Origin of the sequence: Saccharopolyspora erythraea NRRL 2338 (genome assembly GCF_000062885.1) — a bacterium.
GTDB lineage: Bacteria > Actinomycetota > Actinomycetes > Mycobacteriales > Pseudonocardiaceae > Saccharopolyspora_D > Saccharopolyspora_D erythraea.
Genome location: NC_009142.1, coordinates 5,230,524 through 5,253,546, shown reverse-complemented (window position 1 = coordinate 5,253,546; position 23,023 = coordinate 5,230,524). Strand labels below are relative to the sequence as shown.

The 23,023-nt window shown below is 70.8% G+C and carries 20 protein-coding genes and 4 pseudogenes; 12 read left to right on the top strand and 12 right to left on the bottom strand.

What is annotated here, in order from left to right; genetic code table 11:
- Nucleotides 1-104 precede the first annotated feature (104 nt).
- Together SACE_RS22785 and SACE_RS22780 are read right to left on the bottom strand one after the other, a co-directional pair.
- Entirely contained in the window at nt 105-503 is a 399-nt protein-coding gene (locus SACE_RS22785; RefSeq protein WP_009948418.1) for a (R)-mandelonitrile lyase, read from the bottom strand.
- Between the two features lie 89 nt (nt 504-592).
- Nucleotides 593-1,630 carry a zinc-dependent alcohol dehydrogenase family protein gene (locus SACE_RS22780; RefSeq protein ID WP_011874422.1) on the bottom strand — a complete coding sequence of 346 codons (1,038 nt, stop codon included), beginning with the start codon at nt 1,628-1,630 and terminating at the stop codon, nt 593-595.
- Between the two features lie 230 nt (nt 1,631-1,860).
- On the opposite strand from SACE_RS22780, the gene SACE_RS22775 reads away from it, so the two are divergent.
- Nucleotides 1,861-2,742, top strand: a complete 882-nt coding sequence (locus SACE_RS22775; protein ID WP_009948420.1) for an aldo/keto reductase — start codon at nt 1,861-1,863, stop codon at nt 2,740-2,742.
- Nucleotides 2,743-2,925: 183 nt separating this feature from the next.
- Complete coding sequence (locus SACE_RS22770; RefSeq protein ID WP_009948421.1) at nt 2,926-3,813, top strand: MmyB family transcriptional regulator; 888 nt, start codon at nt 2,926-2,928, stop codon at nt 3,811-3,813.
- Between the two features lie 37 nt (nt 3,814-3,850).
- On the opposite strand, the gene SACE_RS22765 is transcribed toward SACE_RS22770, so the two are convergent.
- Nucleotides 3,851-4,570, bottom strand: a complete 720-nt coding sequence (locus SACE_RS22765) for a helix-turn-helix transcriptional regulator (RefSeq protein WP_009948422.1) — start codon at nt 4,568-4,570, stop codon at nt 3,851-3,853.
- Between the two features lie 541 nt (nt 4,571-5,111).
- Here SACE_RS22765 and folE point away from each other — a divergent pair.
- The 3 genes and pseudogenes from folE to SACE_RS40240 form a co-directional block, all read left to right on the top strand.
- On the top strand, nt 5,112-5,708 hold the full coding sequence (gene folE / locus SACE_RS22760) for a GTP cyclohydrolase I FolE (RefSeq protein ID WP_009948423.1): 597 nt from the start codon (nt 5,112-5,114) through the stop codon (nt 5,706-5,708).
- Nucleotides 5,709-6,094: 386 nt separating this feature from the next.
- Nucleotides 6,095-7,687 carry a S8 family peptidase gene (locus SACE_RS22755; RefSeq protein WP_029621844.1) on the top strand — a complete coding sequence of 531 codons (1,593 nt, stop codon included), beginning with the start codon at nt 6,095-6,097 and terminating at the stop codon, nt 7,685-7,687.
- 259 nt (nt 7,688-7,946) lie between these two features.
- A pseudogene (locus SACE_RS40240) lies at nt 7,947-8,456 on the top strand (acyl-CoA dehydrogenase family protein); the annotation flags it as partial.
- 198 nt (nt 8,457-8,654) lie between these two features.
- Here SACE_RS40240 and SACE_RS40235 read toward each other — a convergent pair.
- The 3 genes and pseudogenes from SACE_RS40235 to SACE_RS36715 form a co-directional block, all read right to left on the bottom strand.
- Nucleotides 8,655-9,173, bottom strand: a pseudogene (locus SACE_RS40235) (CoA transferase); the annotation flags it as partial.
- Nucleotides 9,174-9,241: 68 nt separating this feature from the next.
- Nucleotides 9,242-9,946, bottom strand: a pseudogene (locus SACE_RS38575) (LysR family transcriptional regulator); the annotation flags it as partial.
- A 355-nt stretch (nt 9,947-10,301) separates the two neighbouring features.
- On the bottom strand, nt 10,302-10,493 hold the full coding sequence (locus tag SACE_RS36715) for a hypothetical protein (RefSeq protein WP_011874420.1): 192 nt from the start codon (nt 10,491-10,493) through the stop codon (nt 10,302-10,304).
- A gap of 514 nt (nt 10,494-11,007) precedes the next feature.
- On the opposite strand from SACE_RS36715, the gene SACE_RS22735 reads away from it, so the two are divergent.
- The gene (locus SACE_RS22735; RefSeq protein ID WP_231849732.1) at nt 11,008-11,355 is read left to right on the top strand and encodes an FAD-dependent oxidoreductase; all 348 of its coding nucleotides are present in this window, start codon (nt 11,008-11,010) and stop codon (nt 11,353-11,355) included.
- Here the strand turns inward: SACE_RS22735 and SACE_RS22730 are convergent.
- The 4 genes from SACE_RS22730 to bioB all read right to left on the bottom strand — a co-directional run bounded on the left by SACE_RS22730 (nt 11,352) and on the right by bioB (nt 15,775).
- Complete coding sequence (locus SACE_RS22730; protein ID WP_009948429.1) at nt 11,352-12,149, bottom strand: hypothetical protein; 798 nt, start codon at nt 12,147-12,149, stop codon at nt 11,352-11,354. The two genes, SACE_RS22735 and SACE_RS22730, sit on opposite strands and share 4 nt — an antisense overlap.
- A gap of 114 nt (nt 12,150-12,263) precedes the next feature.
- Nucleotides 12,264-13,448: an 8-amino-7-oxononanoate synthase gene (locus tag SACE_RS22725; protein ID WP_009948431.1), complete on the bottom strand. Its 1,185-nt coding sequence runs from the start codon at nt 13,446-13,448 to the stop codon at nt 12,264-12,266.
- Nucleotides 13,445-14,704 (bottom strand): adenosylmethionine--8-amino-7-oxononanoate transaminase, encoded by a 1,260-nt coding sequence (locus SACE_RS22720; RefSeq protein WP_009948432.1) that lies wholly within the window; start codon nt 14,702-14,704, stop codon nt 13,445-13,447. Before SACE_RS22720 ends, SACE_RS22725 begins: the two co-directional genes overlap by 4 nt.
- A gap of 3 nt (nt 14,705-14,707) precedes the next feature.
- A complete protein-coding gene (gene bioB, locus SACE_RS22715; RefSeq protein WP_009948433.1) occupies nt 14,708-15,775 on the bottom strand; it encodes a biotin synthase BioB in 1,068 nt (355 codons plus the stop codon).
- A 104-nt stretch (nt 15,776-15,879) separates the two neighbouring features.
- On the opposite strand from bioB, the gene SACE_RS22710 reads away from it, so the two are divergent.
- Together SACE_RS22710 and SACE_RS22705 are read left to right on the top strand one after the other, a co-directional pair.
- Nucleotides 15,880-16,434 (top strand): TetR/AcrR family transcriptional regulator C-terminal domain-containing protein, encoded by a 555-nt coding sequence (locus SACE_RS22710; protein ID WP_009948434.1) that lies wholly within the window; start codon nt 15,880-15,882, stop codon nt 16,432-16,434.
- A 148-nt stretch (nt 16,435-16,582) separates the two neighbouring features.
- Complete coding sequence (locus tag SACE_RS22705) at nt 16,583-17,485, top strand: NADP-dependent oxidoreductase (RefSeq protein ID WP_009948435.1); 903 nt, start codon at nt 16,583-16,585, stop codon at nt 17,483-17,485.
- 27 nt (nt 17,486-17,512) lie between these two features.
- Here SACE_RS22705 and SACE_RS38405 read toward each other — a convergent pair.
- A pseudogene (locus SACE_RS38405) lies at nt 17,513-18,378 on the bottom strand (LysR substrate-binding domain-containing protein).
- An 89-nt stretch (nt 18,379-18,467) separates the two neighbouring features.
- On the opposite strand from SACE_RS38405, the gene SACE_RS22690 reads away from it, so the two are divergent.
- The 4 genes from SACE_RS22690 (at nt 18,468) to SACE_RS22675 (ending at nt 22,159) form a co-directional block, all read left to right on the top strand.
- On the top strand, nt 18,468-19,040 hold the full coding sequence (locus SACE_RS22690; RefSeq protein ID WP_143538187.1) for an MFS transporter: 573 nt from the start codon (nt 18,468-18,470) through the stop codon (nt 19,038-19,040).
- Between the two features lie 164 nt (nt 19,041-19,204).
- Nucleotides 19,205-20,020, top strand: a complete 816-nt coding sequence (locus SACE_RS22685) for an IclR family transcriptional regulator (protein ID WP_231849731.1) — start codon at nt 19,205-19,207, stop codon at nt 20,018-20,020.
- 92 nt (nt 20,021-20,112) lie between these two features.
- On the top strand, nt 20,113-21,006 hold the full coding sequence (locus SACE_RS22680; RefSeq protein WP_011874418.1) for an IS982 family transposase: 894 nt from the start codon (nt 20,113-20,115) through the stop codon (nt 21,004-21,006).
- A gap of 58 nt (nt 21,007-21,064) precedes the next feature.
- Nucleotides 21,065-22,159: an IS630 family transposase gene (locus tag SACE_RS22675; protein ID WP_011873748.1), complete on the top strand. Its 1,095-nt coding sequence runs from the start codon at nt 21,065-21,067 to the stop codon at nt 22,157-22,159.
- On the opposite strand, the gene SACE_RS22670 is transcribed toward SACE_RS22675, so the two are convergent.
- The gene (locus SACE_RS22670) at nt 22,156-22,869 is read right to left on the bottom strand and encodes a TioE family transcriptional regulator (protein ID WP_009943431.1); all 714 of its coding nucleotides are present in this window, start codon (nt 22,867-22,869) and stop codon (nt 22,156-22,158) included. The two genes, SACE_RS22675 and SACE_RS22670, sit on opposite strands and share 4 nt — an antisense overlap.
- Nucleotides 22,870-23,023 lie beyond the last annotated feature (154 nt).

Genomic DNA, 23,023 nt, shown 5'->3' with positions numbered 1-23,023 from the left:
GCGTCTCGTGCGGATTCGACTCGACGATACACCCACGACGCGGATGCGGGCAGGAACGCGATCACGCGGTTGCCCGGCTGGGGGCCACGTGATCGCGTTTTTCCTTACCGCGCGCCGTACGCGTCGTCGCTGACGTGCTCGCCCCAGTCGGTTTCGGGGCGGTCGTCGCCGGGCGCTTCCCACATCGCGAGGTGGGTCATGAAGTGGCCGGGGGCCGCGCCGTGCCAGTGCCACTCACCGGGCGGTGTGTACACGGTGTCGCCCGGGCGCATCTCCACGATCTCCCCGCCGCGCGACTGCACCAGCCCGACGCCTTCGGTCACGTGCAGCGTCTGGCCGACTGCGTGGGTGTGCCAGGCCGTACGAGCGCACGGCGCGAACCGGACGACGTTGACGCGCATGCGCGACGGCGCCTCGCCCTTGGCGATGACGTCGAAGTACACGTCGCCGGTGAACAGCTCCGCCGGTCCCTTGGTCGACGGTTGCTTCGGTAGCAGTTCCATTGCCTGTTCCTCCAGTGCGGATTCAGCGCGGAAGTCGCGGTGTCGCTGACGAATCGGTGCGCGCGCCCCACGCGCGCACCGCATGCGGCTCAGGGACGCACCATCACCTTCAGCGCCTCGCGGTCGGCCATGGCGCGGTAGCCGTCCGGGACCTCGTCGAGCCCGACGGTGCGGTCGAACACCTTGCCCGGCTCGATCTTCCCGTCGAGCACGTCCGGCAGCAGCTCGTCGATGTAGGCGCGGGCGGGGGCGACCCCGCCGGTGAGGGTGATGTTGCGGAAGAACATCGTCTCGAACCCCATCGGGCCCTCCTCGTACTGAGGCACCCCGACCCGGCTGATCACGCCGCCCTCGCGGGCGACACCGAACGCGGTCTCCAGCGCGGGCTTGGTGCCGACGCATTCCAGCACCCGGTGCGTGCCGTCGCCGCCGCTGAGGTCCCGGACCTTCGCGACGCCTTCCTCGCCGCGCTCGGCGACCACCTCGGTGGCGCCGAACTCGCGGCCGAGGTCGGTGCGGCTGGTGTGGCGGCCCATGAGGATGATCCGCTCCGCGCCGAGGCGCCTGGCCGCCAGCACGGCCGACAGGCCCACGGCGCCGTCGCCGATCACGGTCACGCTCGTGCGCTCGTCCACCCCCGCGGTCACCGCGCAGTGGTGGCCGGTCGGGAACACGTCCGACAGCGTCAGCAGCGACGGCAGCAGCGCCGTGTCCTCGCCCACCGGGAGCTTCACCAGCGTCCCGGCCGCCTGCGGCACCCGCACGGCCTCGCCCTGGCCGCCGTCGACGTCGCCGGCACCCCACCTGCCGCCGTGCCGGCACGAGGGCTGCAGCCCTTCGGTGCAGAAGTCGCAGGTGTTGTCCGACCACAGGAACGGCGCCACCACGACATCACCGGGAGCGAGTCCGGACACCTCCGAGCCGGTCTCCTCCACGACGCCGAGGAACTCGTGCCCGATCCGGTCGCCGTGGTCCGAGCTCGGCTTCGAGGCGTAGGGCCACAGGTCGCTGCCGCAGATGCACGCGCGCAGCACGCGCACGATCGCGTCGGTCGGCAGCTTCAGCTTCGGGTCCGGCACGTCCTCCACGCGCACGTCGCCGGCCCCGTAGAGCAAAGTCGCTCGCATCAGAACTCGCTTCTCGATCTTGGAACTCAGAGACCGCGTGTTCCGCGGTTCTCCTGGGTCTGCTGGGTCGGCTGCGGTTCGCCGGTGCGCTCGTCGACGGGCACTGCCGCAGAGGTCCCGGCTGCCGACACCTCCCAGCCAACACGGGGTCCCGGCCGCGCGGGAGGGACTGTCGTGCCAGGTAATGGCAGACCCTCCCTCGTGCGCCGAGCCGTTCCTAGCGTGGAAGCATGACCACGAGCCTGACCTTGAACAACGGCGTCGAGATGCCGGCGCTGGGATTCGGCGTGTTCCAGACCGCGCCCGAGGAGACGGTCGCGGCGGTCGAGACCGCGCTGCACACCGGGTACCGCCACATCGACACCGCTGCCGCCTACGGCAACGAGCGCGAGGTCGGCGAGGGCGTGCGCCGCTCCGGCCTCGACCGCTCGGAAGTCTTCATCGAGACCAAGGTCTGGATCAGCGACTACGGCTACGACGAGACCCTGCACGCCTTCGACAAGAGCGCGGGCAAGCTCGGCGTCGAGCAGATCGACCTGCTGATCCTGCACCAGGCGCTGCCGTCGCGGTTCGACCTGACCCTCGACGCCTACCGCGCGCTTGAGGCGTTGCGCGCCGACGGGCGCGTGCGCGCGATCGGCGTCAGCAACTTCATGCGCGACCACCTGGACCGACTGCTGAAGACGGCGTCGGTCGTTCCCGCGGTCAACCAGATCGAGGTGCACCCGTACTTCCGCCAGTCCGACGTGCTCGCGGCCGACGCGGAGCACGGGATCGTGTCGCAGGCGTGGTCCCCGATCGGCGGCATCACCTTCTACCGCGACAGCGGGCACACCAGCACGCTGGAGGACCCGGCCATCGCGCGCATCGCCGAGGCGCACGGCAGGACGCCGGCCCAGGTGATGCTGCGGTGGGGACTGCAGCAGGGCCGCTCCGTCATCCCGAAGTCCACCCGCCCCGAACGCATCGCCGAGAACTTCGCGGTGTTCGACTTCGACCTCACCGCCGACGAGCTCGCGGCGATCGACGCGCTCGACACCGGCATCCGCGGCGGACCCGCCCCCGAAGACGTCACCCTGGAGACCTTCGGCCGGGACATCCCCGAAGCCTGACCACGGCACCCGCGGACGGCTCGAGGCTCGACGGCTCGAGCCGTCCGCGGGCACTCGAGACCGGCGGCGCCGGTCTCGGCGGTGACGCCGCGTGCGGGGATCGTGCCTGGTCAACGAGTCACGGCCCTCCCGGGTACTGCCAGGACCTCCCTGGCGTGCGGCCGGCCGCTTACCGTGGGGTGCATGGGCCGGATCGACCACCGCGCGGAGGTCCGCGAGTTCCTCAGCTCGCGGCGGGCGCGCATCACCCCCGAGCAGGCAGGGCTACCCGCCTACGGCGGCACGCGCCGGGTCGAGGGACTGCGCCGGGAAGAGGTCGCGATGCTGGCCGGCGTCTCCGTCGACTACTACGTCCGCATGGAGCGGGGCAACCTCTCCGGCGCCTCCGAGGCCGTGCTCGACGCGCTGGCCGCGGCCCTGCAACTGGACGAGGCCGAGCGCGACCACCTGTTCTCCCTCGCCCGCGCCACGGGTCCGGGACGAGGTCGGCGCCCAACGCCCCCGACCAGCGTGCGCCCGGCGGTCCAGCAGGTTCTCAACGCCATCACCGACGCACCGGCCTGGGTGCGCAACGCCCGCCACGACATCGTGGCCATGAACAGCCTCGCTCGCGCTCTCTACGCGCCCGTCCTCGCCGACCCCCGCCGACCGGCGAACACCACGCGGTTCGTCTACCTCGACCCGGCCGCGCGCGACTTCTTCGTCGACTGGGACCGCGTCGCCAACGACGCCGCCGCGATGCTGCGCCTCGAAGCCGGCCGCAACCCCCACGACAAGGCGCTGATCGAGCTCGTCGGCGAGCTCTCGACCCGCAGCGAGGTCTTCCGGCAGCGCTGGGCCTCCCACGACGTCCAGTTCCACCGCAGCGGCCGGAAACGCCTCCACCACCCCGTCGTCGGCCGGCTCGACCTCAACTACGAGTCGATGGAACTGCCCTCCGAGCCGGGGCTGGTCCTCAACGTCTACACCGCGGCGCCGGACAGCCCGGCCGCCGACGGCCTCAAGATGCTCGCCAGTTGGGCCGCGACCCAGGAACTCACCGAAGACCCGCGCACGTCCGACCGCACCTGAGCCGCCCGCAGCCGATCCGCGGCCCGACCCGGACGCTCTACGGCTCGGGCGGGGTGCGCAGGGTGACGCAGCACTCCCCGGGGCGCGGTTCGAGGACGGCCTCCACGGAACGCGCCTGAAGACCGGCCAGGAACCCGCGCAGGAACGCGTGGTTGAGCCCGCACACCAGCTCCGGCGACTTCGCGGTCAGCGGGTGGAACGGGCAGTTGCGCAGCCGGACGCAGGTCGGCGTCTCCCGGTCCGGTTCGAAGCCGTAGCCGGCGAGCGTGTCCTCGGCCTTGGTCAGCGTGCGCTCGGCGCCGAGGCGGCCGGGGCGGCTGCGGTCGCGCTCCTCGGTGCCGAGGCGGTGCCCGCGTTCGCGGGCCGTGCGCATCGCCGCCTCGGCCGCGGTCTCCTGCTCGCCCTCGGTGAGCACGGCGTCGAGCAGGACGTCGGCCAGCAGGTCGGGCCTGCGCGGCGGGATGCTCACCCCGATGTGGGTGTCGGCGGGTTCGTAGACCTTCGGCGTGCGGCCGACCTTGCGGATGCCGCCCACCGGCTCGAACCGCGCGCACAGCAGCCCCGCGTCGACGAGCTTGTCCAGGTGGAAGGCTGCGAGCTTGCGGGAGATGCCGACCGCGGCGGCCGCCTCGTCGCGGCCCACCGGCCGCCGGGCGCGGCGGATGAACTCGTACATCCCGCGCCGCAGGTCGTCGGCCAGCACGGCCACCGCCGCCACCGCCGAACCAGTCCGCTCGCCGCCCTCGGGCAACTCCATGGGGCAACCCTAGCGCGTTCTCGGTCCATCGCGGTGTCCGAAACTCCACGGCCAACCGTTCTGCCTGCGGCGTTGACCTCGGGGCGGCAATAAGACTAACGTTTCTTGGTGAAAAGTGGGGTGGGGAGGGGCAGGTGTGAGATGGCTGATCCACTGCGGCAGGTCGGCGCGAACGCCGCGAAACGCATCGCGCGTCGTGGACCCACTTCGCAACGGGAGGACGGCATGGCCATCGCAGCGCTGAGCACCGGGTTGCCGGGCGTCGCGGGCAGCTCCGCCATGCTGGGCACCCGGCTGGCCGAGGGCGGTGCGCGTCGTCACGGAGGTCGCCCTCGGATTCGCGAGCTTCGCGTGCCGGCTGCCCGTTCGCCGGGGCCGCGCCGCGACCAGCGGGCCCGGACCTGCCCGAGCAGAACCGGCCGAACGTCGTTCCCGGTAGCCGCGCTCGGGCAGCCCAGGGGGCGTTCGCCGTGGTGACCGTGGTGCCGGCCCTGCCGGACGCACTCGAGTACTGACCGCAACCGATCACGAGGAACCCTTGATGTCCGCACCCGCCCTGCACGTCGTCCACCAGCCAGAAGCCGAGATCGACCTCGCCGCCGCCGAGAAGGCGGCCGCGGACATGTTGCGGGCACTGGGGATCTCCACCGACTCCGAGAGCCTGCGCGGCACACCGGGGCGGATGGCCCGCGCGTACGCGGAACTGTTCTCCCCGCGTCCGTTCGACCTGACGACCTTCCCGAACGAGGAGGGCTACGACGAGCTGGTGCTGGCGCGGTCGATCCCGGTGCGCTCGGTCTGCGAGCACCACCTGCTGCCGTTCGTCGGCACCGCGCACGTCGGCTACCTGCCGGGGGAGCGGATCCTGGGGCTGTCGAAGCTCGCCAGGGTCGTCGAGCACTTCGCCTGCCGCCCGCAGGTCCAGGAGCGGCTGACCAAGCAGGTCGCCGACTGGCTCTCCGAGCAGCTGGAGCCCAAGGGCGTCGGGGTCGTCATCGAAGCCGAGCACACCTGCATGACCCTGCGCGGTGTGCAGGCGACCGGCTCCAACACCGTCACCTCGACGATGCTGGGCACGCTCAGGCAGGACGCGCGTTCCAGGCAGGAGTTCTTCGCTCTCACCGGGGTCAACGCCTGAGCGCCGGCTCGACCCCGTCGTGCGCGCGACCGGCCGGGCCGGAACCGCGAGTTTTCGCGCCTTCCGGCCGCCGTCGCGGTCCCGGAGGTCCAATTCCGCGCTGTGGCAAGAGAAAGCCGGGTGCGCGGGGCCGCTGCCGGAAGCGGGAACGGCAGCGGCCGGTCAAGTTCGGGTGGACGGCCCGTTTCTTTTCGGTTCCGAACCGGCGAGGCTGAAACGTAGAAGATGAAAAACGGGAAAGATTAGCTGCGAAGAACGCTGTCGCAACTGAATCGGCGGTTGTTCCCCGGCCCTGCCGGTGTCATATTTCTCCTGCTCAATCGAGTGGTCTTCATGTTTCTTGGCTGTCCGGTCCCACCGGGCACCTCTGCATGAGGGGAACATCCATGAATCGAGTTCGAGCTGGTTGGCGCCGACGGTCGGTCGGCATCGCCCTGTCCGCGGTGACCGGCGTGGTGCTGGCCGCGGCGACCTCCCTCCCGGCGCAGGCCGAAGGCGAGATCCGCAACTCCGACACCGGGGAGATCATCCCCAACAGCTACCTCGTCGTTCTCTCCGACACCCCGCAGATCCAGGCCGCCGACGTTTCGGCGGTCACCGCGAATCTGCTCTCCCGCTACACCGGGGAGCTCGAACACACCTTCCGCACCGCCGTGCGCGGATTCTCGGCCACGATGACCGACCAGCAAGCCCGGCGGCTGGCAGCCGACCCGGCGGTGGCCCTGGTCGAACCGAACAAGCGGGTGCACGCCGTCGACACCCAGCAGAACCCGCCGTCCTGGGGCCTGGATCGCATCGACCAGCGCAACCTGCCCCTGGACAACGCCTACAGCTACAGCACGGGGGCCGACAACGTCGCGGCCTACGTCATCGACACCGGTGTGCGCACCACCCACCAGACCTTCGGCGGCCGCGCCAAGCACGGCTTCGACGCGGTCGACAACGACAACGACGCCACCGACTGCAACGGCCACGGCACCCACGTCGCGGGCACCATCGGCGGTGCCGAGTACGGCGTGGCCAAGGGCGTCGACATCTACGGCGTCCGCGTCCTGGACTGCCAGGGCAGCGGCAGCATCGCCGGCGTCATCGCGGGCATCGACTGGGTCACCGAGAACGCCCAGAAGCCCGCGGTGGCCAACATGAGCCTCGGCGGCGGTGCCAGCAGCACCCTCGACCAGGCGGTGCGCAACTCCGTCGTCTCCGGCGTGACCTACGCGGTCGCCGCGGGCAACGGCGACATGTTCGGCAACCCGCAGGACGCCTGCTCCTCGTCGCCCGCCCGCACACCGGAGGCGATCACCGTCGGTGCCACCGACAACACCGACACCCGGGCGAGCTGGTCGAACTACGGCACCTGCCTGGACATCTTCGCGCCGGGCGTGGGCATCACCTCGTCGTGGCACTCCGGCGACACCGCCACCAACACCATCAGCGGCACCTCGATGGCCACCCCGCACGTCGCGGGCGCGGCGGCGCTGTACCTGGCGGCCAACCCGTCGGCCACACCGGCGCAGGTCGGTACCGCCCTGGTTGCGGCCTCGACGCCGAACGCGGTCAAGGACCCCAGGACCGGCTCGCCCAACAGGCTGCTGTTCACGGGCACGGGCGACACCCCGCCGCCCACGGGCTGCGAGCCGGTGAGCAGTTCCGCTGCGGTGGCGATCCCCGACGCGGGCGCGGCCGTGACCTCCTCGGTCAACGTCACCGGCTGCACCGGCAACGCCCGTGCGGATCTGGCCGTCGAGGTCAACATCACCCACACCTACCGGGGCGACCTGGTCATCGACCTGATCTCGCCCAGCGGCCGGACCTGGAACCTCAAGCAGGCCGACGTGTGGGACTCCGCCGACAACGTGCGCGCGACCTTCACCGTGGACGCCTCCTCCGAGGTGGCCAACGGCACCTGGAAGCTGCGGGTGCGCGACGTCTACTCCCAGGACACGGGACGGCTCGACGGCTGGACCCTGCGCGCCTGATCGATCGTTGAGCGGCGCACCGGCGTTGCGTTGAAGCCCTGCGGGCCGTGGTGGCCCGCAGGGCTTCGGCGCGTTCGGCCGCCGATGACGGCCGGGGCCGCCCCACACGCCCGACGTAAGGTGGCAGCGAGGACGGACGGAGAAGCAGGGGAGATCGTGGTGGCGACTGGTTCGGCTGGTTCAGCACCCCAAGCCACCGCCGGCGACGTGTTGGCGGAACCGGATCGACCGGCTCAAGGACAAGCTGGGGTCGCGGTCGATGGCCAGCGGCGAGGTCACCCTCGACGACGCGTTCGCCGTCCCCGTCGGGGAACTGACCAACGGGTTCCGGCAGATGGCAGAGATGCTCAACGTGTCCCGGTTGTCCAACGCGATGCGCGCGGCAGCGCTCATGCGGCGCGCGGTGCTGGAGTCCGTCGAGCACACCCGCAGGCGCCCCGCGTTCGGCAAGGCGCTGTTCGACCAGCCGTTGATGCGGGCGACCCTGCTGCCGATGATCACCGACGCGGAGGCCGCACTCGGGCTCGTCCTGGAGTCGGCCGCGCGGTTGGACGACTCCGACGCCGGTGACCAGGCGGCGCGGAGCCTGATCCGGGTGCTGACCCCGCTCGCCAAGTACAAGGTGTGCAAGCAGGCACGCGGCATCACCGGCGAGGCCATGGAGATCCGCGGCGGCAACGGATACATCGAGGACTGGGTCAACCCGCGCCTGCTGCGCGACGCCCACCTCGGGTCCATATGGGAAGGATCGTCCAACGTCATCGCCCTCGACGTCCTGCGCTGCATGCGCCGCGAGTCGGCGCACCAGGCCGTGGCCGAGACCTACGCGAGCCGGCTCCACGACATCGCCGACCCCGACGTCCTGGATCTGCTGGTCGCTGTATCCGAGTTCGCTGAGGATCTCGTGGTTGTGCTGGCCGAGCGTGGGTGGCGCGGTGCGGACCCGAGGGCGGTTTCCGCTGTAGTTGACCGGAAAACCCACCTGCTCGAGCTGGCCGACCGCGGGGTGGTCGACTTCCTGGACGATGCCGAGCGCGTCGGTGTGCGGGCTGGCGTACACCTCGTCCAGGGTGCGGATCGGGGTGACGGGGATGCCTCCCGCCTTCAGCGTCGTGCACCAGTGCCCGACGGTGCCGCCGCGCAGGGTCGTTTCGAGCTCGGTTTTGAGCTCGTCGCGGTGGACCACCCGGTCCTGGTTGGTGCGGAAGCGCAGGTCGTCGGCCAGTTCGTGCCTGCCGAGGAGTGCGCAGAGTCGTTGCCACAGGCCGTCGTTCCCGATGGCGATGACGAAGTGTCCGTCGGCCGCCGGGTACGCCTGGTACGGCACGAGGCTCGGGTGCCCCGAACCGAGCCGTTGCGGAGTCCGCCCGGTCGCGAAGAACCCCGTGGCCCAGTTGATGTGCAGGGCGAGCTGCGACTCGTACAGGGAGGTGGTGACGGTCTGGCCCCGGCCGGTGCGGGCGCGTTCGACGAGTGCGGAAAGCACTCCGATGATGCAGCGGCCGACGGGTTGTCCGTGCGCCACGCGAGGGCGATCAGCAACGCCGGCACGTCCTCGGCGATCGGCCGGTACACGACGTGTTCGGAGTGGACGTTCTGCGCCGAGTCCACCACGATCGCGACACCGACGCCGGCGCTGACCAGGGTCAGCAGGTTGTAGGCGTCGGGCGCTTCCTGGGCGATCAACGGCGTGAACCCGGCCTGGAGGCACGCCTGCATCGCCGCGTCCCGCACGGCGGAGCCGCGCGAGGCCGGGAAGGCGACGAACCGCTCACCGGCGAGGTCGGCCAGCGACACGCTGTCGGTCTCGGCCAGGGCATGGGTGTCGGGCAGCGCCACCACCAGGCGCTCGATCCGGACCACGCGCGTGGACACGCCCTCGCGGGCGGGCAGCGCGACGAACCCGAGGTCGAGCGTGCCGTCGACGACCCGGGTGAGCGCTTCGCCCGAGTAGGTCTGGCCGCGCAGCGAGAGCTCGATCCCCGGCAGCTCGGAGGCGACCGCGCGGGTGAGGCGAGGGAGCACGTAGTAGCTGCTCGCACCGGCGAACCCGACCGCGACGCGGCCGATCTCCCCGAGGCTCGCGGCCCGCACCGCGTGCCGGGCCACAGCCGCCTCGGCCAGCACCCGGCGAGCGGGCTCCAGCAGCGACTCGCCGGCAGCCGTGAGCCGGACTCCCCGGGTGTTGCGCTCGAAGAGCGCCACCCCGAGATCGCGTTCGAGCAACCGGACCTGCCGGCTCAGCGGCGACTGCGCCATGTGCAGCCGCGCGGCCGCGCGGCCGAAGTGCAGTTCTTCCGCGACAGCAACGAAACACCCAGATGACGGAGCTCCACGTGCCGCATTCTCGGCTATCGGTCCGGCGGAGCGAGACCAACCCTCGGGTTCGGCGAGTTCCGAGGGGAGTCACTCCTGGATCTGGGTCCGGTGCGGCTGCTCCTCCAGCCGCACCTGGCCGGGGTCCGGCCTGTGGCCGTGCGCCCGTGCAGGACGCCGGCCGGGAAATCCCGTTGAACATGGGCGTAGCTCCCACTCGACGAGTGGAAGCTACGCAGGTGCCAGCAACTAAGGCCGGCAGGGTTGCATCGGAGTGCTTGGGCTGTTCAGGGGGTTGTCAGTCCCAGCCGCCCCAACCCCAGCCGCCCCAGCCGTGGCCCCAGCCCCAGCCGTGGCCCCAGCCCCAGCCGCCGCCGCGGCCGCCCCAGCCGTGACCCCAGCCCCAGCCGTGGCCCCAGCCCCAGCCGTGACCCCAACCCCAGCCGCCGCCGCGGCCGGTGCTGGCCTTGAAAACGTTCGAGATGCGCATGGTGGTTCTTCCTTCGGCCTGATCTGAACGGGGGAGTGATGTCCGCCTGTTTCGCTGATCTGCTCAATCGAGGTCGTCGCGGGACGAATCGACCTCCGGAGTCGGCATGGTGACTCAGCCGGGACACGTGTGCGGGCGCTTGCGCGCGTTCCTAACCTGTCCGCGCCCCACGCTAGGGGTCTGCATGTGAGCCAGTAGGGCAATTCGGCCCGAACACGAAGAGTGCGCACGGCCGTGCCACATGGTCCGGCGGGGCGGCGCTTCGGCTCGTGCAGGTTGTTGATGTCTTCTCACCGGAGGGCCGCGAGGCTTCGAGGGCTTCGGCCTCACCGACCGGTTTCTTGATCGACCGGCGGATGCTGCACCGGATCCTTCTCGCCGGGCTCGATGAATTCGTACGTTCGGGCGTTGTTGCGTCGGATACGAGAGCGATGGCGATGCGATCACGGCACGGTTCGCCGATGGCAGCACCGCGCGCGGTTCGTTGCCGGCGGCCGCTGACGGCGTCGGGTCGGTGATCCGCGCGCAGCGTCTGCCGCACCCGCGGGTCGTGTACTCCCAGGTGCGCCTGGTCCACGGCCGGGTCCCGCTGACGCTGCTCGGCAACGCGGTCCACGCCATGAGTCCGGCTGCCGGCGCGGGTGCGAACGTCGCTTCGCGGGATGCCGCCTCGCTGACCGGAGTAGCCGACGGCCGCCCGCTCCTGACTGCGCTGCGCGACTACGAGCGGGAGATGATCGGGCACGGCTTCGGCAAGGTGCGGCTCTCGGCGGCGAACGTTCGGAGACGACCCACTGCCCGACTGACCGGGACGTCCTCAGCGGATGGCTCGGTCGGGAACGTCCGGCCGCATCGCCCCTAGGCGGGAGGGGCCGGACGTTCGTCCTGGCGTTGCCAGGTCCAGGGCACGCAGGGGTCCGTCTCGCCGGAGAGGGCGAGGGTGATCAGGCAGCGGCGCAGCTCGCTGAGGGGGATCACGTCGTCGGACGGGAACGTGGCGTTGTGCTCCCGGTTCGCGGTGATGGCGGGCCGGTCGCCGCCGCCGGAGCCGCGCGCAGTGAAGCACAGCGCGGGCGTGTGGTCGGTTTCGGGGAACTCGGCCATGACCGCGCCCCATCCCTCGCGGTAGCCGAAGGTGACGAAGATGTACTGGTCGACCGCGGCTTCGCCCGGGACGACGCGCCACGCTTCCGGCGGTTCGACGAGCATGTAGACCTGGTCGTCGTCGGGAACCGACAGAATCGTGTCGATGGCCTCGAGCTTCTGCTCCTCTGTGGCCACGACGACGTAGTCGTCCTCGGCTGCGTTCGAGCGGTCCACGCGCATGCGACCGGTGGTCTGGCCGGAGCCCGTGCCCAAGAGGTCGTGGACGCAGGGCAGCCCGGTGGGCACCGGGACCACGGTCAGCGCGGCGTCGTCGACCACTGCCGTGATGACCACCCCGTCCCCGGCATCGGCCACCCACCGTGCGTGGTCGGACGACAGGTCGGTGCCGTCGTCGAGCACCTTCCCGATGAGGGTGGCCAGCCAGTCGGCGGCTTCCTCCGGGGTGACCAGAACCCTGTCCGGTACAAGGGTTTTGACCCTGTCCTCATCGGACAGCGCCGTGTTCGCTTCGGCGTCTTCGATGTAGCCGTGAAAGTGCTGGCCGGGCATCGGGTCGGGGCCCCTTCCTGTTGATCTTCCGCGGAGGTTAGTGCAAGTGCGGGCCGCACGTGACCGTTGTCCGCGGATGATCTGGCGGTCAGGAAAGGTGATCCTCCTGTCAGCTCAGCGCACAGCGCCATGGGCCCGGGCCACCGGATGCACCGCCCGGCCCGTGCTCACTCCGAGGTCGTCGACGACGCGGGCCAGCACCTCGACCGCATGCTCCCAGCGTTCGTCGTCGAGGCCGGTGTGGGTGGTGATCCGGAGCCGGGAGATCCCGTCGGGCACCGACGGTGGCCGGAAGCACCCCACCCGCACACCCGCCGCCAGCGCCGCGGCCTGGGCGGCGACGGCGGCCCGCGGGGACGGCATCGGCACCGAGAGCACCGCACCCGCCGACCGCCGCACGCCGAGCCGGTCGGCCAGCTCAGCGCCGCGCTGGTGGATCCGCGACGGCAAGCCGGGTCGCCCGCGCAGCAGGCGCAGGGCGGCCATCGCACCGGCGGTGGGTGCCGGTGCCAGCCCGGTGTCGAAGATGAACGGGCGGGCCCGGTTGGTGAGGTGGTCGATCAGCGCGGCGGAGCCGAGCACCGCACCGCCCATCGCGCCGAGCGACTTCGACAGCGTCGCGGTCGTCACCACGTGCGGGTGGCCTGCCATGCCGTGGGCGTGCACCAGACCGCGGCCGCCGTCACCGACCACACCGAGCCCGTGCGCCTCGTCGACGACGAGGAGCGCGTCGTGGTCGGCGCAGGCCGCGGCCAGGCCGGTGAGCGGGGCGGCGTCGCCGAGCACCGAGAAGACCGACTCGGTCAGCACGATCGCTCGCCGGTCACCGGCCGCGGCCAACGCGGCCCGGACCGCGGCGACGTCGTTGTGGGGCACCACCTCGATCGCCGCCCGGGACAGCCGCGCGGCGTCGATCAGCGAGGCGTGCACGTGCGCGTCGGAGACGATCAGCGTCTGCTTGTCCGCCAGCGCGGTCACCGCGGACAGGTTGGCGTGGTACCCGGTCGAGAAGACCAGCGCCGCCTCGCGGCCGGTGAAGCCGGCGAGTTCGCGCTCCAGGTCGGCGTGCAGCGTCGTCGTCCCGGTCACCAGCCGGGAGGCGCCCGCTCCGGCACCCCAGGTGAGGGCGGCGTCGGCGGCCGCTCGGCGCACCTCGGGGTGGCCGCTCAGACCGAGGTAGTCGTTGTTGGCGAGGTCGATGACGTCGTCGTCGGCGGCCCGCGGCCGGAGCGTGCGCTGCAGACCGGCGTCCTCGCGCGCGGCCCGCTGCCCGGCGAACCACGCTTCCCAGCCGCTCATCCGGCCTCCGCTGCCGCCGCGATCCCGGCGCAGATGGCGGCGATGTCGTCGTCGGTGCACACGTAGGGCGGCATGGTGTAGATCAGGTCGCGGAACGGGCGCAGCCACACGCCCTGTGCCAGTGCCGCTTCGGCTGCCTCGGGCACGTCGACCGGGTGGTCGAGCTGGACCACGCCGACCGCGCCGAGGACGCGCACGTCGACGGCGTCGATCTCGTGCAGCGCCTGCAGGCCGGTGTTGATGCGCCGTACGTCGGCCGCCCAGTCTCCGGTGGTGAGCAGGTCCAGGCTGGCCGAGGCGACCGCGCAGGCCAACGGGTTTCCCATGAAGGTGGGACCGTGCATCAGGACGCCGGAGTCGCTGGCGGACAGGCCGCGGGCCACCTCGGTCGTGCACAGGGCGGCGGCCAGCGACAGGTAGCCGCCCGTGAGCGCCTTGCCGACGCACAGCACGTCCGGGGCCACGTCGGCGGCCTCGGCGGCGAAGAGGGTGCCGGTGCGGCCGAAGCCGGTGGCGATCTCGTCGAAGACCAGCACCAGCCCGTGCTCGTCGGCGACCTCGCGGAACACCGCCAGGCACTCGGCGGGGTAGGGGTGCATGCCGCCGGCGCCCTGGAGGAGCGGCTCCACGACCAGCCCGGCGAGCCGGTCCGCGTGCTCGGCCGCGAGCGCGCGGAAACCAGCGGCCCAGGCGTCGACGTCACCGCCGAGCGGGGGCGGACGTTCGCCGAACACCTGCTCCGGCAGCACGCCGGACCACATCGCGTGCATGCCGCCGTCGGGGTCGCACACGCTCATGCAGTCGAAGGTGTCGCCGTGGTAGCCGCCGCGGACGGTGAGGAACCGGGTCCGCTCCGGCCGGCCGGTGCCGCGCTGGTACTGCAGCGCCATCTTCATCGCCACCTCGACGCTCACCGACCCGGAGTCGGCGAGGAAGACGCGGTCGAGGCCGGCGGGCGCGAGGTCGATCAGGCGGCGGGCCAGCTCGACCGCCGGCTCGTGGGTGAGCCCGCCGAACATCACGTGCGACATCGAGTCGAGCTGGCGGCGCACCGCCTCGTCGAGGATGGGATGCCGGTAGCCGTGGATGGCCGACCACCACGACGCCATGCCGTCGACGACCTCACCGACGCCGTCGAGGGTGATCCGGCTGCCCGAGGCGCCGGTGACCAGACGGGTCGGCGTCGGGTCGGTCATCGACGTGTACGGGTGCCACAGGTGTTCGCGGTCGAACGCGAGCAGTGCTTCCGGAGTCATCGGTCAGGCGTTCGGGACGACGTCGGTGCCCGCGCCGCGCTGCCGGATCGCCGGGTCGATCGGTTCCCGCGCCTGCTGCGCGAGGTCTTCTTCGGAGCCCAGGACCACGAAGCCGTTGTCCCGGATCATCTCGAGGTCGGCCTTGGCGTCCTGGCCCTCCGAGGTGAGGTAGTCGCCGAGGAAGACCGAGTTGGCGACCTGCAGCGCGATCGACTGCAGCGAGCGCAGGTGCATCTCGCGTCCGCCGGCGATCCGGATCTCCTTGTCCGGGCAGACGAAACGAGCCATCGCCAGGATCTTCACGCAGCGGGTCGGGGAGAGCTCCCAGGTGTTCTCGAACGGGGTGCCGTCGAACGGCATCAGGAAGTTGACCGGGATCGAGTCCGAGCCCAGCTCCCTGAGCGCGAACAGCGCCTCGACCAGTTGCTCGTCGGTCTCACCCAGGCCCGCGATCAGGCCGGAGCAGGGGGAAAGACCCCCGCCTTTCGCCTTCTCCACGGTGTCGACCCGGTCGGCGTAGGTGTGGGTCTGCACGATGTTGTCGTGGTTGCTCTCGGCGGTGTTGATGTTGTGGTTGTAGGCGTCGACACCGGCGTCCTTGAGGCGCTGCGCCTGACCGTCCTTGAGCAGGCCCAGGCAGGCGCAGACCTCGACGCCGGGGTATTCCTCCTTGAGCGCCACCACCATCTCGGTGACCTTGTCGATGTCGCGTGTGGACGGTCCGCGCCCGGAGGAGACCAGGCACACCCGGCTGGCGCCGCCCCGCAGTCCCGCGCCGGTCTGCTTGAGGGTTTCGTCCTTGGACAGCCACGAGTACTTGAGGATGGGGGCGTCCGAGCCGAGCGCCTGCGAGCAGTAGTTGCAGTTCTCCGGGCAGAGACCCGACTTGAGGTTCACCAGGTAGTTCACCTTCACCGTGTTGCCGAAGTGCGCGCGGCGCAGCCGGCCCGCGGCGGCCACGACGGACATCAGCTCGGCGTCGTCGGCGCGCAGCACGGCGAGGGCGTCCTCGGGCGTGGCGGGTGTGCCCGCGAGGATCGCGTCGGCGAGCTGGTGGAAGGGGGCGTTCATCGCTTCTCCCGGTCTTCGGCTGGTGCAACGACCTGAACAGCGTTCACCTGAACGCCGTTCAGGCTAGACTGGGAGGGTCGAGTAGGTCAACGGGAGGGATCCGCGTGCGCTACCACCGCAGCGACGTCGTGCGTCGCGCGATCACGGTCCTCGACGAGTACGGACTGGAGTCGCTGACGATGCGCAGGCTGGCGGCCGAGCTCGGCGTGCAGCCGAGCGCGCTCTACCACCACGTGCCGAACAAGCAGACGCTGCTGGCCGCGGTCGCCGACGAGATCCTGGGCCGGGGTCGGCGCCCCCGCCGGGCTCGGCAGTGGGACCGGCGCGTCGTCGAGGTCTGCCGCGAGCTGCGGGACGCGATGCTCGCCTACCGCGACGGTGCCGAGGTGGTCGTCACGGCCTACACCTTCGGCCTCGGCGCCGGTGAGCCCGCGACCCAGCTCCGGGAGGCGTTGCGCGACGGAGGCCTGCCCGACGACCTGGTCGACGTCGGCACCCGTGCCCTGCTGCACCTCGTCTTCGGTCACACCGTGGAGGAGCAGACGGCGTTGCAGGCCGCGAGCGCCGGGGCGATCGACCGGGCGCCCGGAGGACCCGCCGACTTCGAGCGGGGGCTCGAGCTGGTGCTGGACGGCCTCCGGTCCAGGGTCAACCGGTGACCACCGTGAGGCGCCGGGCTGCCGAAGGCGTGTCTTGACGCCCCTCTTTGGGCTCACGTTGGGTGGCAGGCGTGGGCCAAGCGGCTGCGCCGCTTCGGAGATCGAAGGGGCTCTTGGCATTCCGGTAGCGACGGCGAAGGGAAGTGGCATGCGGGCGTACGGATTCACCGAGGTGGGCGGGCCGGAGAAGGAGGGTTTCCTCGACGTCCCGGTGCCCGATCCCGGTCCCGGTGAGCTGCTCGTGCGAGTTCGTGCCGCGGGAGTGAACCCGGGCGACTGGAGGCTGCGAGAAGGGTCTTACGGCGTGCTCGGCCCGGCGGTGCTGGGCCGCGAGGTCGCGGGGACGGTCACCGCCGTTGGGTCGGACGTGGACGGGTTCTCGGTCGGCGACGAGGTGTTCGGTGGCTGCCCCGGAATGGTAGGCGGCTGGGCGGAGCAGGCGTTGGTCACCGCGTCGTTCGCCGCGCACCGGTCTGACGCGGTGCCGCCCGAGATGGCCGCTGTGCTGCCCGTCGCGGCCGGCACCGCACACGATGCCTTGCGGAACCTCGGTCTGCGCGCTGGTGCGACGCTGCTGGTCAACGGCGCCGGTGGCGGTGTCGGGATTCCGGTGGTGCAGCTCGCGCGGGCCTGGGGGATCACCGTCGTGGGGGTGGCGAGCCCGGCCAAGCATGATCTCGTCGCCGGATTCGGGGCGATTCCAGTGGCTTACGGCGACGGTCTTCTCGACCGGGTGCGTGCCGCGGCACCGGGTGGGGTCGACGCCGTCTTCGATCTCGTCGGTGGCGAGGCGCTGCGCACCGTCGCGGGTTTGGTCGCAGACCGGTCGAAACTCCTGTCCGTGGCGGACAAGCCGCTGGTTCGGGAACTCGGCGGGCGGGACGTCGAACGGGACCGGAGCACGGCTGTCCTCACCGGACTCGCCGAACTGGTCGCCTCCAAGGCCTTGGACCCGCGTGTCACGCGAGTCCGGCCGCTCGACGAGGCCGGCGAGGCGCTCGCCGAGGTCGAGAACGGGCACGTGGTGGGCAAAGTCGTCCTTGTCCCCTGACTGAGCTGCGACCTCTGCACCGTCCATTCAGGACCTGTTGCGCGGCGGTTTCTCCTTCGCCCCATCGGTTTCCCGCGGCGAGGGGAGCAGGGCCGCGGCGGTGGTGCTGATCGTCGACAGTGAAGCCGCGATCATCGGGTGGTCGCGGCGGCCGAGCCGGGTGGCGGCCAGGATGCGGCGGGCGGGAGCCGGCTCGCCGTGCAGCCGGATGCGGACAACGGGCCAGTCGTCGTGCAGCCGGGCGAGCCGGGGCACCAGGATGATGCCGAAGTGGTGGGCGACCAACGCCGTCCCGGTGTCCCATTCATCCGCGTAGTGCGCGATGTTGGGCGTGAACCCGGCGGTCATGCAAGCTGTGCGCACCAGGTCGTGGTAGGTGCTTCCGGGGCGGCCGACGATCCACGGTTCGTCGGCGGCATCGGCCAGGGTCGCGGTGCGGAGGCCGGTCAGCCGGTGCCCGCGGGCACCACCAGGTCCAGGGGGTCGTCGAGCAGCGGTTGCTGGTCGAAGCGTTCGTCGGCGGTCGGAGGTGTGCCCGCGGTGTTGATCACCAGCGCGAGGTCGGCGTCCCCGGCGAGCAGCAGGTCGAAGCAGCGGTCCGGTTCGGCTTCGATGACCCGCACGCGCACGTGCGGATAGCGTTCCCGCAGGGCAGCGGCGGCCGGCGGCAGCAGGTGGGTTGCGGCGGTGGAGAAACCGCACAGGGTGAAGGACCCGCTGGGCTCCTCCGAGATCGAGGCGAGTTGGGCGTGGGCGCGCTCGGCTTGCGCGTGCAGCGCCTCGGCGTGGCGCAACACCGTTCGGGCGGCGGCGGTCAGCTGGATGCCGCGACCGTGCTGGGTCAGCAGCTCGGCGCCGAGCTCATCGGCGAGCTGGCGCAGCCGGTACGACACCGCCGACGGGTGTAGTGCAGCGCGGCAGCGGCGGCGGTGACCGTGCCGTGGTGGGCCACCAGCTGGAGCACCTTCAGCCTCGGACAATCATGCGGCAACCGGCGACCGGTTTTCTCGCGTGGACGGTGGCCGGGCTGTTCCTGGCGGTGATCCCCACCCTGCTCAACGGAGCCGCCCGGACCGGTCAGGCGATGATCGGCGGCATCCTGGGCGCGGTCCTGCTCTGCTCCGTGCTGGCCCAGCCGCTCGTGGCCCGTCTCGGCGCGCAGCACGCACAGCTCGCCGGACTGGGGGCTCTCCTGATCAGCCTGGCTCTGCTGGCCCTGACCGCCGGGGGCTCGACCTCGGTCACCCCGGTCGCGGCCGTCGTGGCCGGTGCCGGGCACGGCTTGGCCTACGGGGGTGCCGCCGCCGCCATCGACGGGAGCGCGCCCGCTGCCGAGCGCGGTGCCATCACCGGCGCGCTGTACCTCGTCTTCTACCTCGGGGCCGGGGCACCGGCCGTCGCCGTCGGTCTCGTGACGCTCGAGCACCTGTTGGCGACCGCGACCTCCTGGGGCACCGCGGTGGCCGCCGGCTTCGTCCCTGTCGTCGGTGCGGCCGTCGCGGTAGCCGGCCGCGCGAAGGGCACATCCGTCTTGGCCGGGCCGCCGGCCCGTTGATCACGCGCCGCGGCCGGCGCCTCGGCACGCGAATCCGCCACCCGGCACGCGGCGCTCCGGGGCCGGTGGGCGGCTGCCCGAGGCGCACAAGGCTGGGGGTGTCCGGTTCCCTACTATGGGGGCGGATCGGACATGTCCGCTGGTGTGCGCGGCGGGTGGGATGCGTGAGGAGTGAGATCGGGATGGGCCGCCCGAGCGAGCCGGTGGATTTGACCAACAAGTCGGTGGTCAAGGCCGCACGGCTGCTCCGGGGGCTGGCGCATCACGGCGGCGGCGCGTCGGTGACCGTGCTGGCGGCCGAGTCCGGCATCGCGCGGCCGACGGCGTTCCGGTTGCTGTCCACCCTCGAACGTGAAGGGCTGGTCCACCGCGTCGACAACAACTACTCGCTCGGCTGGGAGCTCGCGCGCCTGGGCAGGCACGCGGATCCGCACGCGGGACTGGTGTCCCGCGTCCAGCCCGCGCTGGACGAGCTGGCGGCCGAGCTGAGCGAGACGGTGACGCTGGCGGTGCCGACCCCCCGCCACGACTTCGACATCGTCGCCGAGGCGACCGGTCCGCACGTGGTCGGTGTCGCGGTGCACAAGGTCGTGGGAAAGCGCTTCCCGCTGCACGCGACCTCGACGGGCAAGACCCTGCTGGCGGAGATGTCGCCCGAGCAGGTCCGCGACCTCCTGCCGGAGGAGCTGGAGGCGTTCGCCTCCCGCACCATCGTGGATCGCGAGGCCCTGTTGCGAGAGCTCAAGGAGGTCCACGAGCAGGGTTACGCCGTCATCGACAACGAGCTTGAGGAGGAGCTGCTGTCGGTGTCGCGCCCCGTGCGCGACTCGGCGGGCGCGGTGGCCGCGGTGCTGACGGTGGAAGGACCGCGCTACCGCTTCGGCCGGGCTCGGATTCCCAGCGCGTTGCAGAGCATGCAGGCGACCGCCGCACGGGTCGCTGCGCTGCTCTGGCACGGCGAGGACGGCACGCCCTCGTGACCCGGCGCGGCTTACGCGGGACGCTCCTAGACGAGTAAGTCTTAAGTCTGGGTGGTGTCTGGAGACGGGTGAAGGGTGTTCAAGATCGGTTTGTGAGGACCGACTTGAACACCCTTCTGACCACACTCTACGTCAAGATCGATGACCATTTGGGCAGGCCGCCGCGGATCGGGCGGCCACCGCGATTGACCGACGCCGAACTGGTGACGCTGGCGGTCGCGCAGGTGCTGCTCGGCGTGCGTTCGGAGGCACGCTGGCTGCGGTTCGTACCCCGTCATCTGCCTGGAGCGTTCCGGTATCTGCCCCAGCAGGCCGGGTACAACAAGCGGCTGCGGACCGCGGTCCCGCTGCTCAAGCGAGTGATCCGGATGCTGGCGGTCGACACAGACCTGTGGGCCGACGATGTGTGGGTTGTGGACTCCACCCCGATCGAGTGCGCCCGTTCCCGGCCTACCGTGAAGCGCTCGAACCTGGCCGGATGGGCGCACTACGGCTACTGCTCCAGCCACTCCCGGTTCTTCTGGGGACTGCGGCTGCACCTGGTCTGCACCCCAGCCGGCTTGCCGATCACATGGGCCTTGGCCGATCCCAAGCTCGACGAACGCCAGGTGCTGATGGCCGTCCTCGACCATGACCCACAGCTACTCGCCCAGCGTCCAGGCCTGCTGATCGTGGCCGACAAGGGCTACGTGTCCGCCGAACTGGACCGCTACCTCGCCGAACGCGACGTGCGCCTACTGCGACCGTCCTACCGCAACCGCGCCCCGCACCCGGCCCAGCACCTGCTCAAACCGATCCGGCAACTGATCGAGTCGGTCAACGACACCCTGAAGGGCCAACTTGACCTGGAACTGCACGGCGGCCGCAGCATCGACGGTGTCACCGCCCGCATCGCCCAACGCATCCTCGCGATGACCTGCGCGATCTGGCACAACCGCGCCACCGGCCAGCCCACCACCCGATCCCTGATCGCCTACGACCACTGAGCGATTAGGAATTACTCGTCTAGTGTCCTGAGTTGGAAGTTTGTTGTATGTTTTGGTGATGGGTCGTAGAGGTCCGCGTTTGCCCGATTTGGCGTTGACGGACGCTGAACGGGAGACGCTTCAGAGGTGGGCGCGTCGCCCGAAAACCGCGCAGGCGTTGGCGTTGCGGGCACGGATCGTGCTCGCCTGCGCCGAGGGAGTGTCCAACATGGACGTCTCGCGGCAGTTGCAGATTTCCCCTCCGACGGTGACGAAGTGGCGCCGCCGCTTTGTCGCTGATCGCCTGGAGGGATTGTCGGACGAGCCCCGGCCGGGTGCCCCGCGCACGATCACTGACCAACAGGTCGAAACCGTGATCGCCAAGACACTGGAGGAGGCGCCGCCGAACGAGGACTCGCATTGGTCGACTCGTTCGATGGCGAACGCGGTCGGGATGTCGCAGACGGCGATTTCCCGGATCTGGCGGGCTTTTGAGCTCAAGCCGCACCTGGTGCAGACCTGGAAGCTCAGCACCGATCCGCTGTTCGTGGAAAAGGTCCGAGACGTCGTCGGCCTCTACCTGGACCCACCGGAAAACGCCCTGGTCCTCTGCGTCGATGAGAAATCCCAGATACAGGCTCTGGATCGCACCGCGCCGATCCTGCCGGTCATGCCCACCACCCCGGCGCGCATGACCCACGACTATGTCCGGCACGGCACCACCAGCCTGTTCGCCGCCCTGGACGTGGCCACCGGATCCATCATCAGCCAGCACTACCGGCGGCACCGCCATCAGGAGTTCCTGAAATTCCTGAAGACCATCGACAAGAACACTCCCGCCGAACTGGACTTGCACCTGATCTGTGATAACTACGCGACGCACAAGACACCCGTGATCAAGAAATGGTTGTTGCGCCACCCGCGCTTCCACGTGCACTTCACCCCCACGAGCGCCTCCTGGCTCAACCTCGTCGAACGGTGGTTCGCCGAGCTGACCAACCGCAAACTCCGCCGATCCGCCCACCGCAGCGTCACCGAACTCGAAGCAGACGTCCGCGCCTGGATCGAATCCTGGAACGCCGACCCCACACCCTTCGTCTGGACCAAGACCGCCGACGAAATCTTCCAAACCCTCGCAGCCTACTGCCAACGAATTAACGACTCACGACACTAGTTGTCGCGCAGGCTCAGGTAGTGGTCGAGCTGCGAGGCCGCTTTGAGCATGGCGCGGCCTCGCGCCGTGAGCCTTCGCCGCCAGTCGTCGAGGGCGGTGGCCAGCGCGTCCGTGCCGCCGGCCGTCCGGACCTGCTGGACCACGGTGGAGATGTGGTCCAGTGAATACCCGCCGCGCCTGAGCAGGTGGGCGAGCTCGGCGTCGCGGGTGTCGCTCGCGCGGTAGAGGCGGTATCCGGTCGCCGGGTCGCGCGCGGGGGCGAGGATGCCGACGGCTTCCCAGTTGCGGATGGTCGCAGCGGTGACGCCGAGGTGGTGCGCGAGTTCGCCGACGGTCCGGGGTCCGGCGGCGGACGTCTGCTCCGCAGCGGCGTCGGGTTCGGCCGTCAGGTGGTCCACGGCCTGCTTGACCGCGGCGAGGGTCTCGCGGTCGCGCAGCAGCTGCCGGTGACCGCGGTCGATGATCAGCAGTGCGTCGTCGAGTTCGCCCTCGTTGAGGGCGTTCATGATCTGCCCGCCGGCTGAGTGGCCGTGCGCTGGTATGAGCGCCAGGAAGGCCCGCAGAGCCGCCGCGTGCACCTCGGTGTAGATCCGGTAGCCGGTAGGTGTCCGCTCAGCGGGCGGGATGAACCCGTCCCGTTCGTAGTTGCGGACGGCCTGGGTCGAAATGCCGTGCTCGCGCGCGAGGTCGGTTGGCCGCAAGGTGATCACCGGTTTGAGACTTTACAGGGTGGCTTGGTCGCCGGCGTCGCAGAAGTCTCAACAAATTTTTCAACGACCACCTCGACGAAGCCCCTCACGCGCGCGGGGCGTGATCGCCGGCTCTCAGGTGGTCCGCCCGCTCGGGCGGCGGCGGACCACCTGC

Bases quoted from the DNA above. Each gene is read 5' to 3' on its own strand.
- SACE_RS22785 (WP_009948418.1), bottom strand. From the start codon at position 503: ATGGAACTGCTACCGAAGCAACCGTCGACCAAGGGACCGGCGGAGCTG.
- SACE_RS22780 (WP_011874422.1), bottom strand. From the start codon at position 1,630: ATGCGAGCGACTTTGCTCTACGGGGCCGGCGACGTGCGCGTGGAGGAC.
- SACE_RS22775 (WP_009948420.1), top strand. From the start codon at position 1,861: ATGACCACGAGCCTGACCTTGAACAACGGCGTCGAGATGCCGGCGCTG.
- SACE_RS22770 (WP_009948421.1), top strand. From the start codon at position 2,926: ATGGGCCGGATCGACCACCGCGCGGAGGTCCGCGAGTTCCTCAGCTCG.
- SACE_RS22765 (WP_009948422.1), bottom strand. From the start codon at position 4,570: ATGGAGTTGCCCGAGGGCGGCGAGCGGACTGGTTCGGCGGTGGCGGCG.
- folE (WP_009948423.1), top strand. From the start codon at position 5,112: ATGTCCGCACCCGCCCTGCACGTCGTCCACCAGCCAGAAGCCGAGATC.
- SACE_RS22755 (WP_029621844.1), top strand. From the start codon at position 6,095: ATGAATCGAGTTCGAGCTGGTTGGCGCCGACGGTCGGTCGGCATCGCC.
- SACE_RS36715 (WP_011874420.1), bottom strand. From the start codon at position 10,493: ATGCGCATCTCGAACGTTTTCAAGGCCAGCACCGGCCGCGGCGGCGGC.
- SACE_RS22730 (WP_009948429.1), bottom strand. From the start codon at position 12,149: ATGCCCGGCCAGCACTTTCACGGCTACATCGAAGACGCCGAAGCGAAC.
- SACE_RS22725 (WP_009948431.1), bottom strand. From the start codon at position 13,448: ATGAGCGGCTGGGAAGCGTGGTTCGCCGGGCAGCGGGCCGCGCGCGAG.
- SACE_RS22720 (WP_009948432.1), bottom strand. From the start codon at position 14,704: ATGACTCCGGAAGCACTGCTCGCGTTCGACCGCGAACACCTGTGGCAC.
- bioB (WP_009948433.1), bottom strand. From the start codon at position 15,775: ATGAACGCCCCCTTCCACCAGCTCGCCGACGCGATCCTCGCGGGCACA.
- SACE_RS22705 (WP_009948435.1), top strand. From the start codon at position 16,583: ATGCGGGCGTACGGATTCACCGAGGTGGGCGGGCCGGAGAAGGAGGGT.
- SACE_RS22690 (WP_143538187.1), top strand. From the start codon at position 18,468: ATGCGGCAACCGGCGACCGGTTTTCTCGCGTGGACGGTGGCCGGGCTG.
- SACE_RS22675 (WP_011873748.1), top strand. From the start codon at position 21,065: ATGGGTCGTAGAGGTCCGCGTTTGCCCGATTTGGCGTTGACGGACGCT.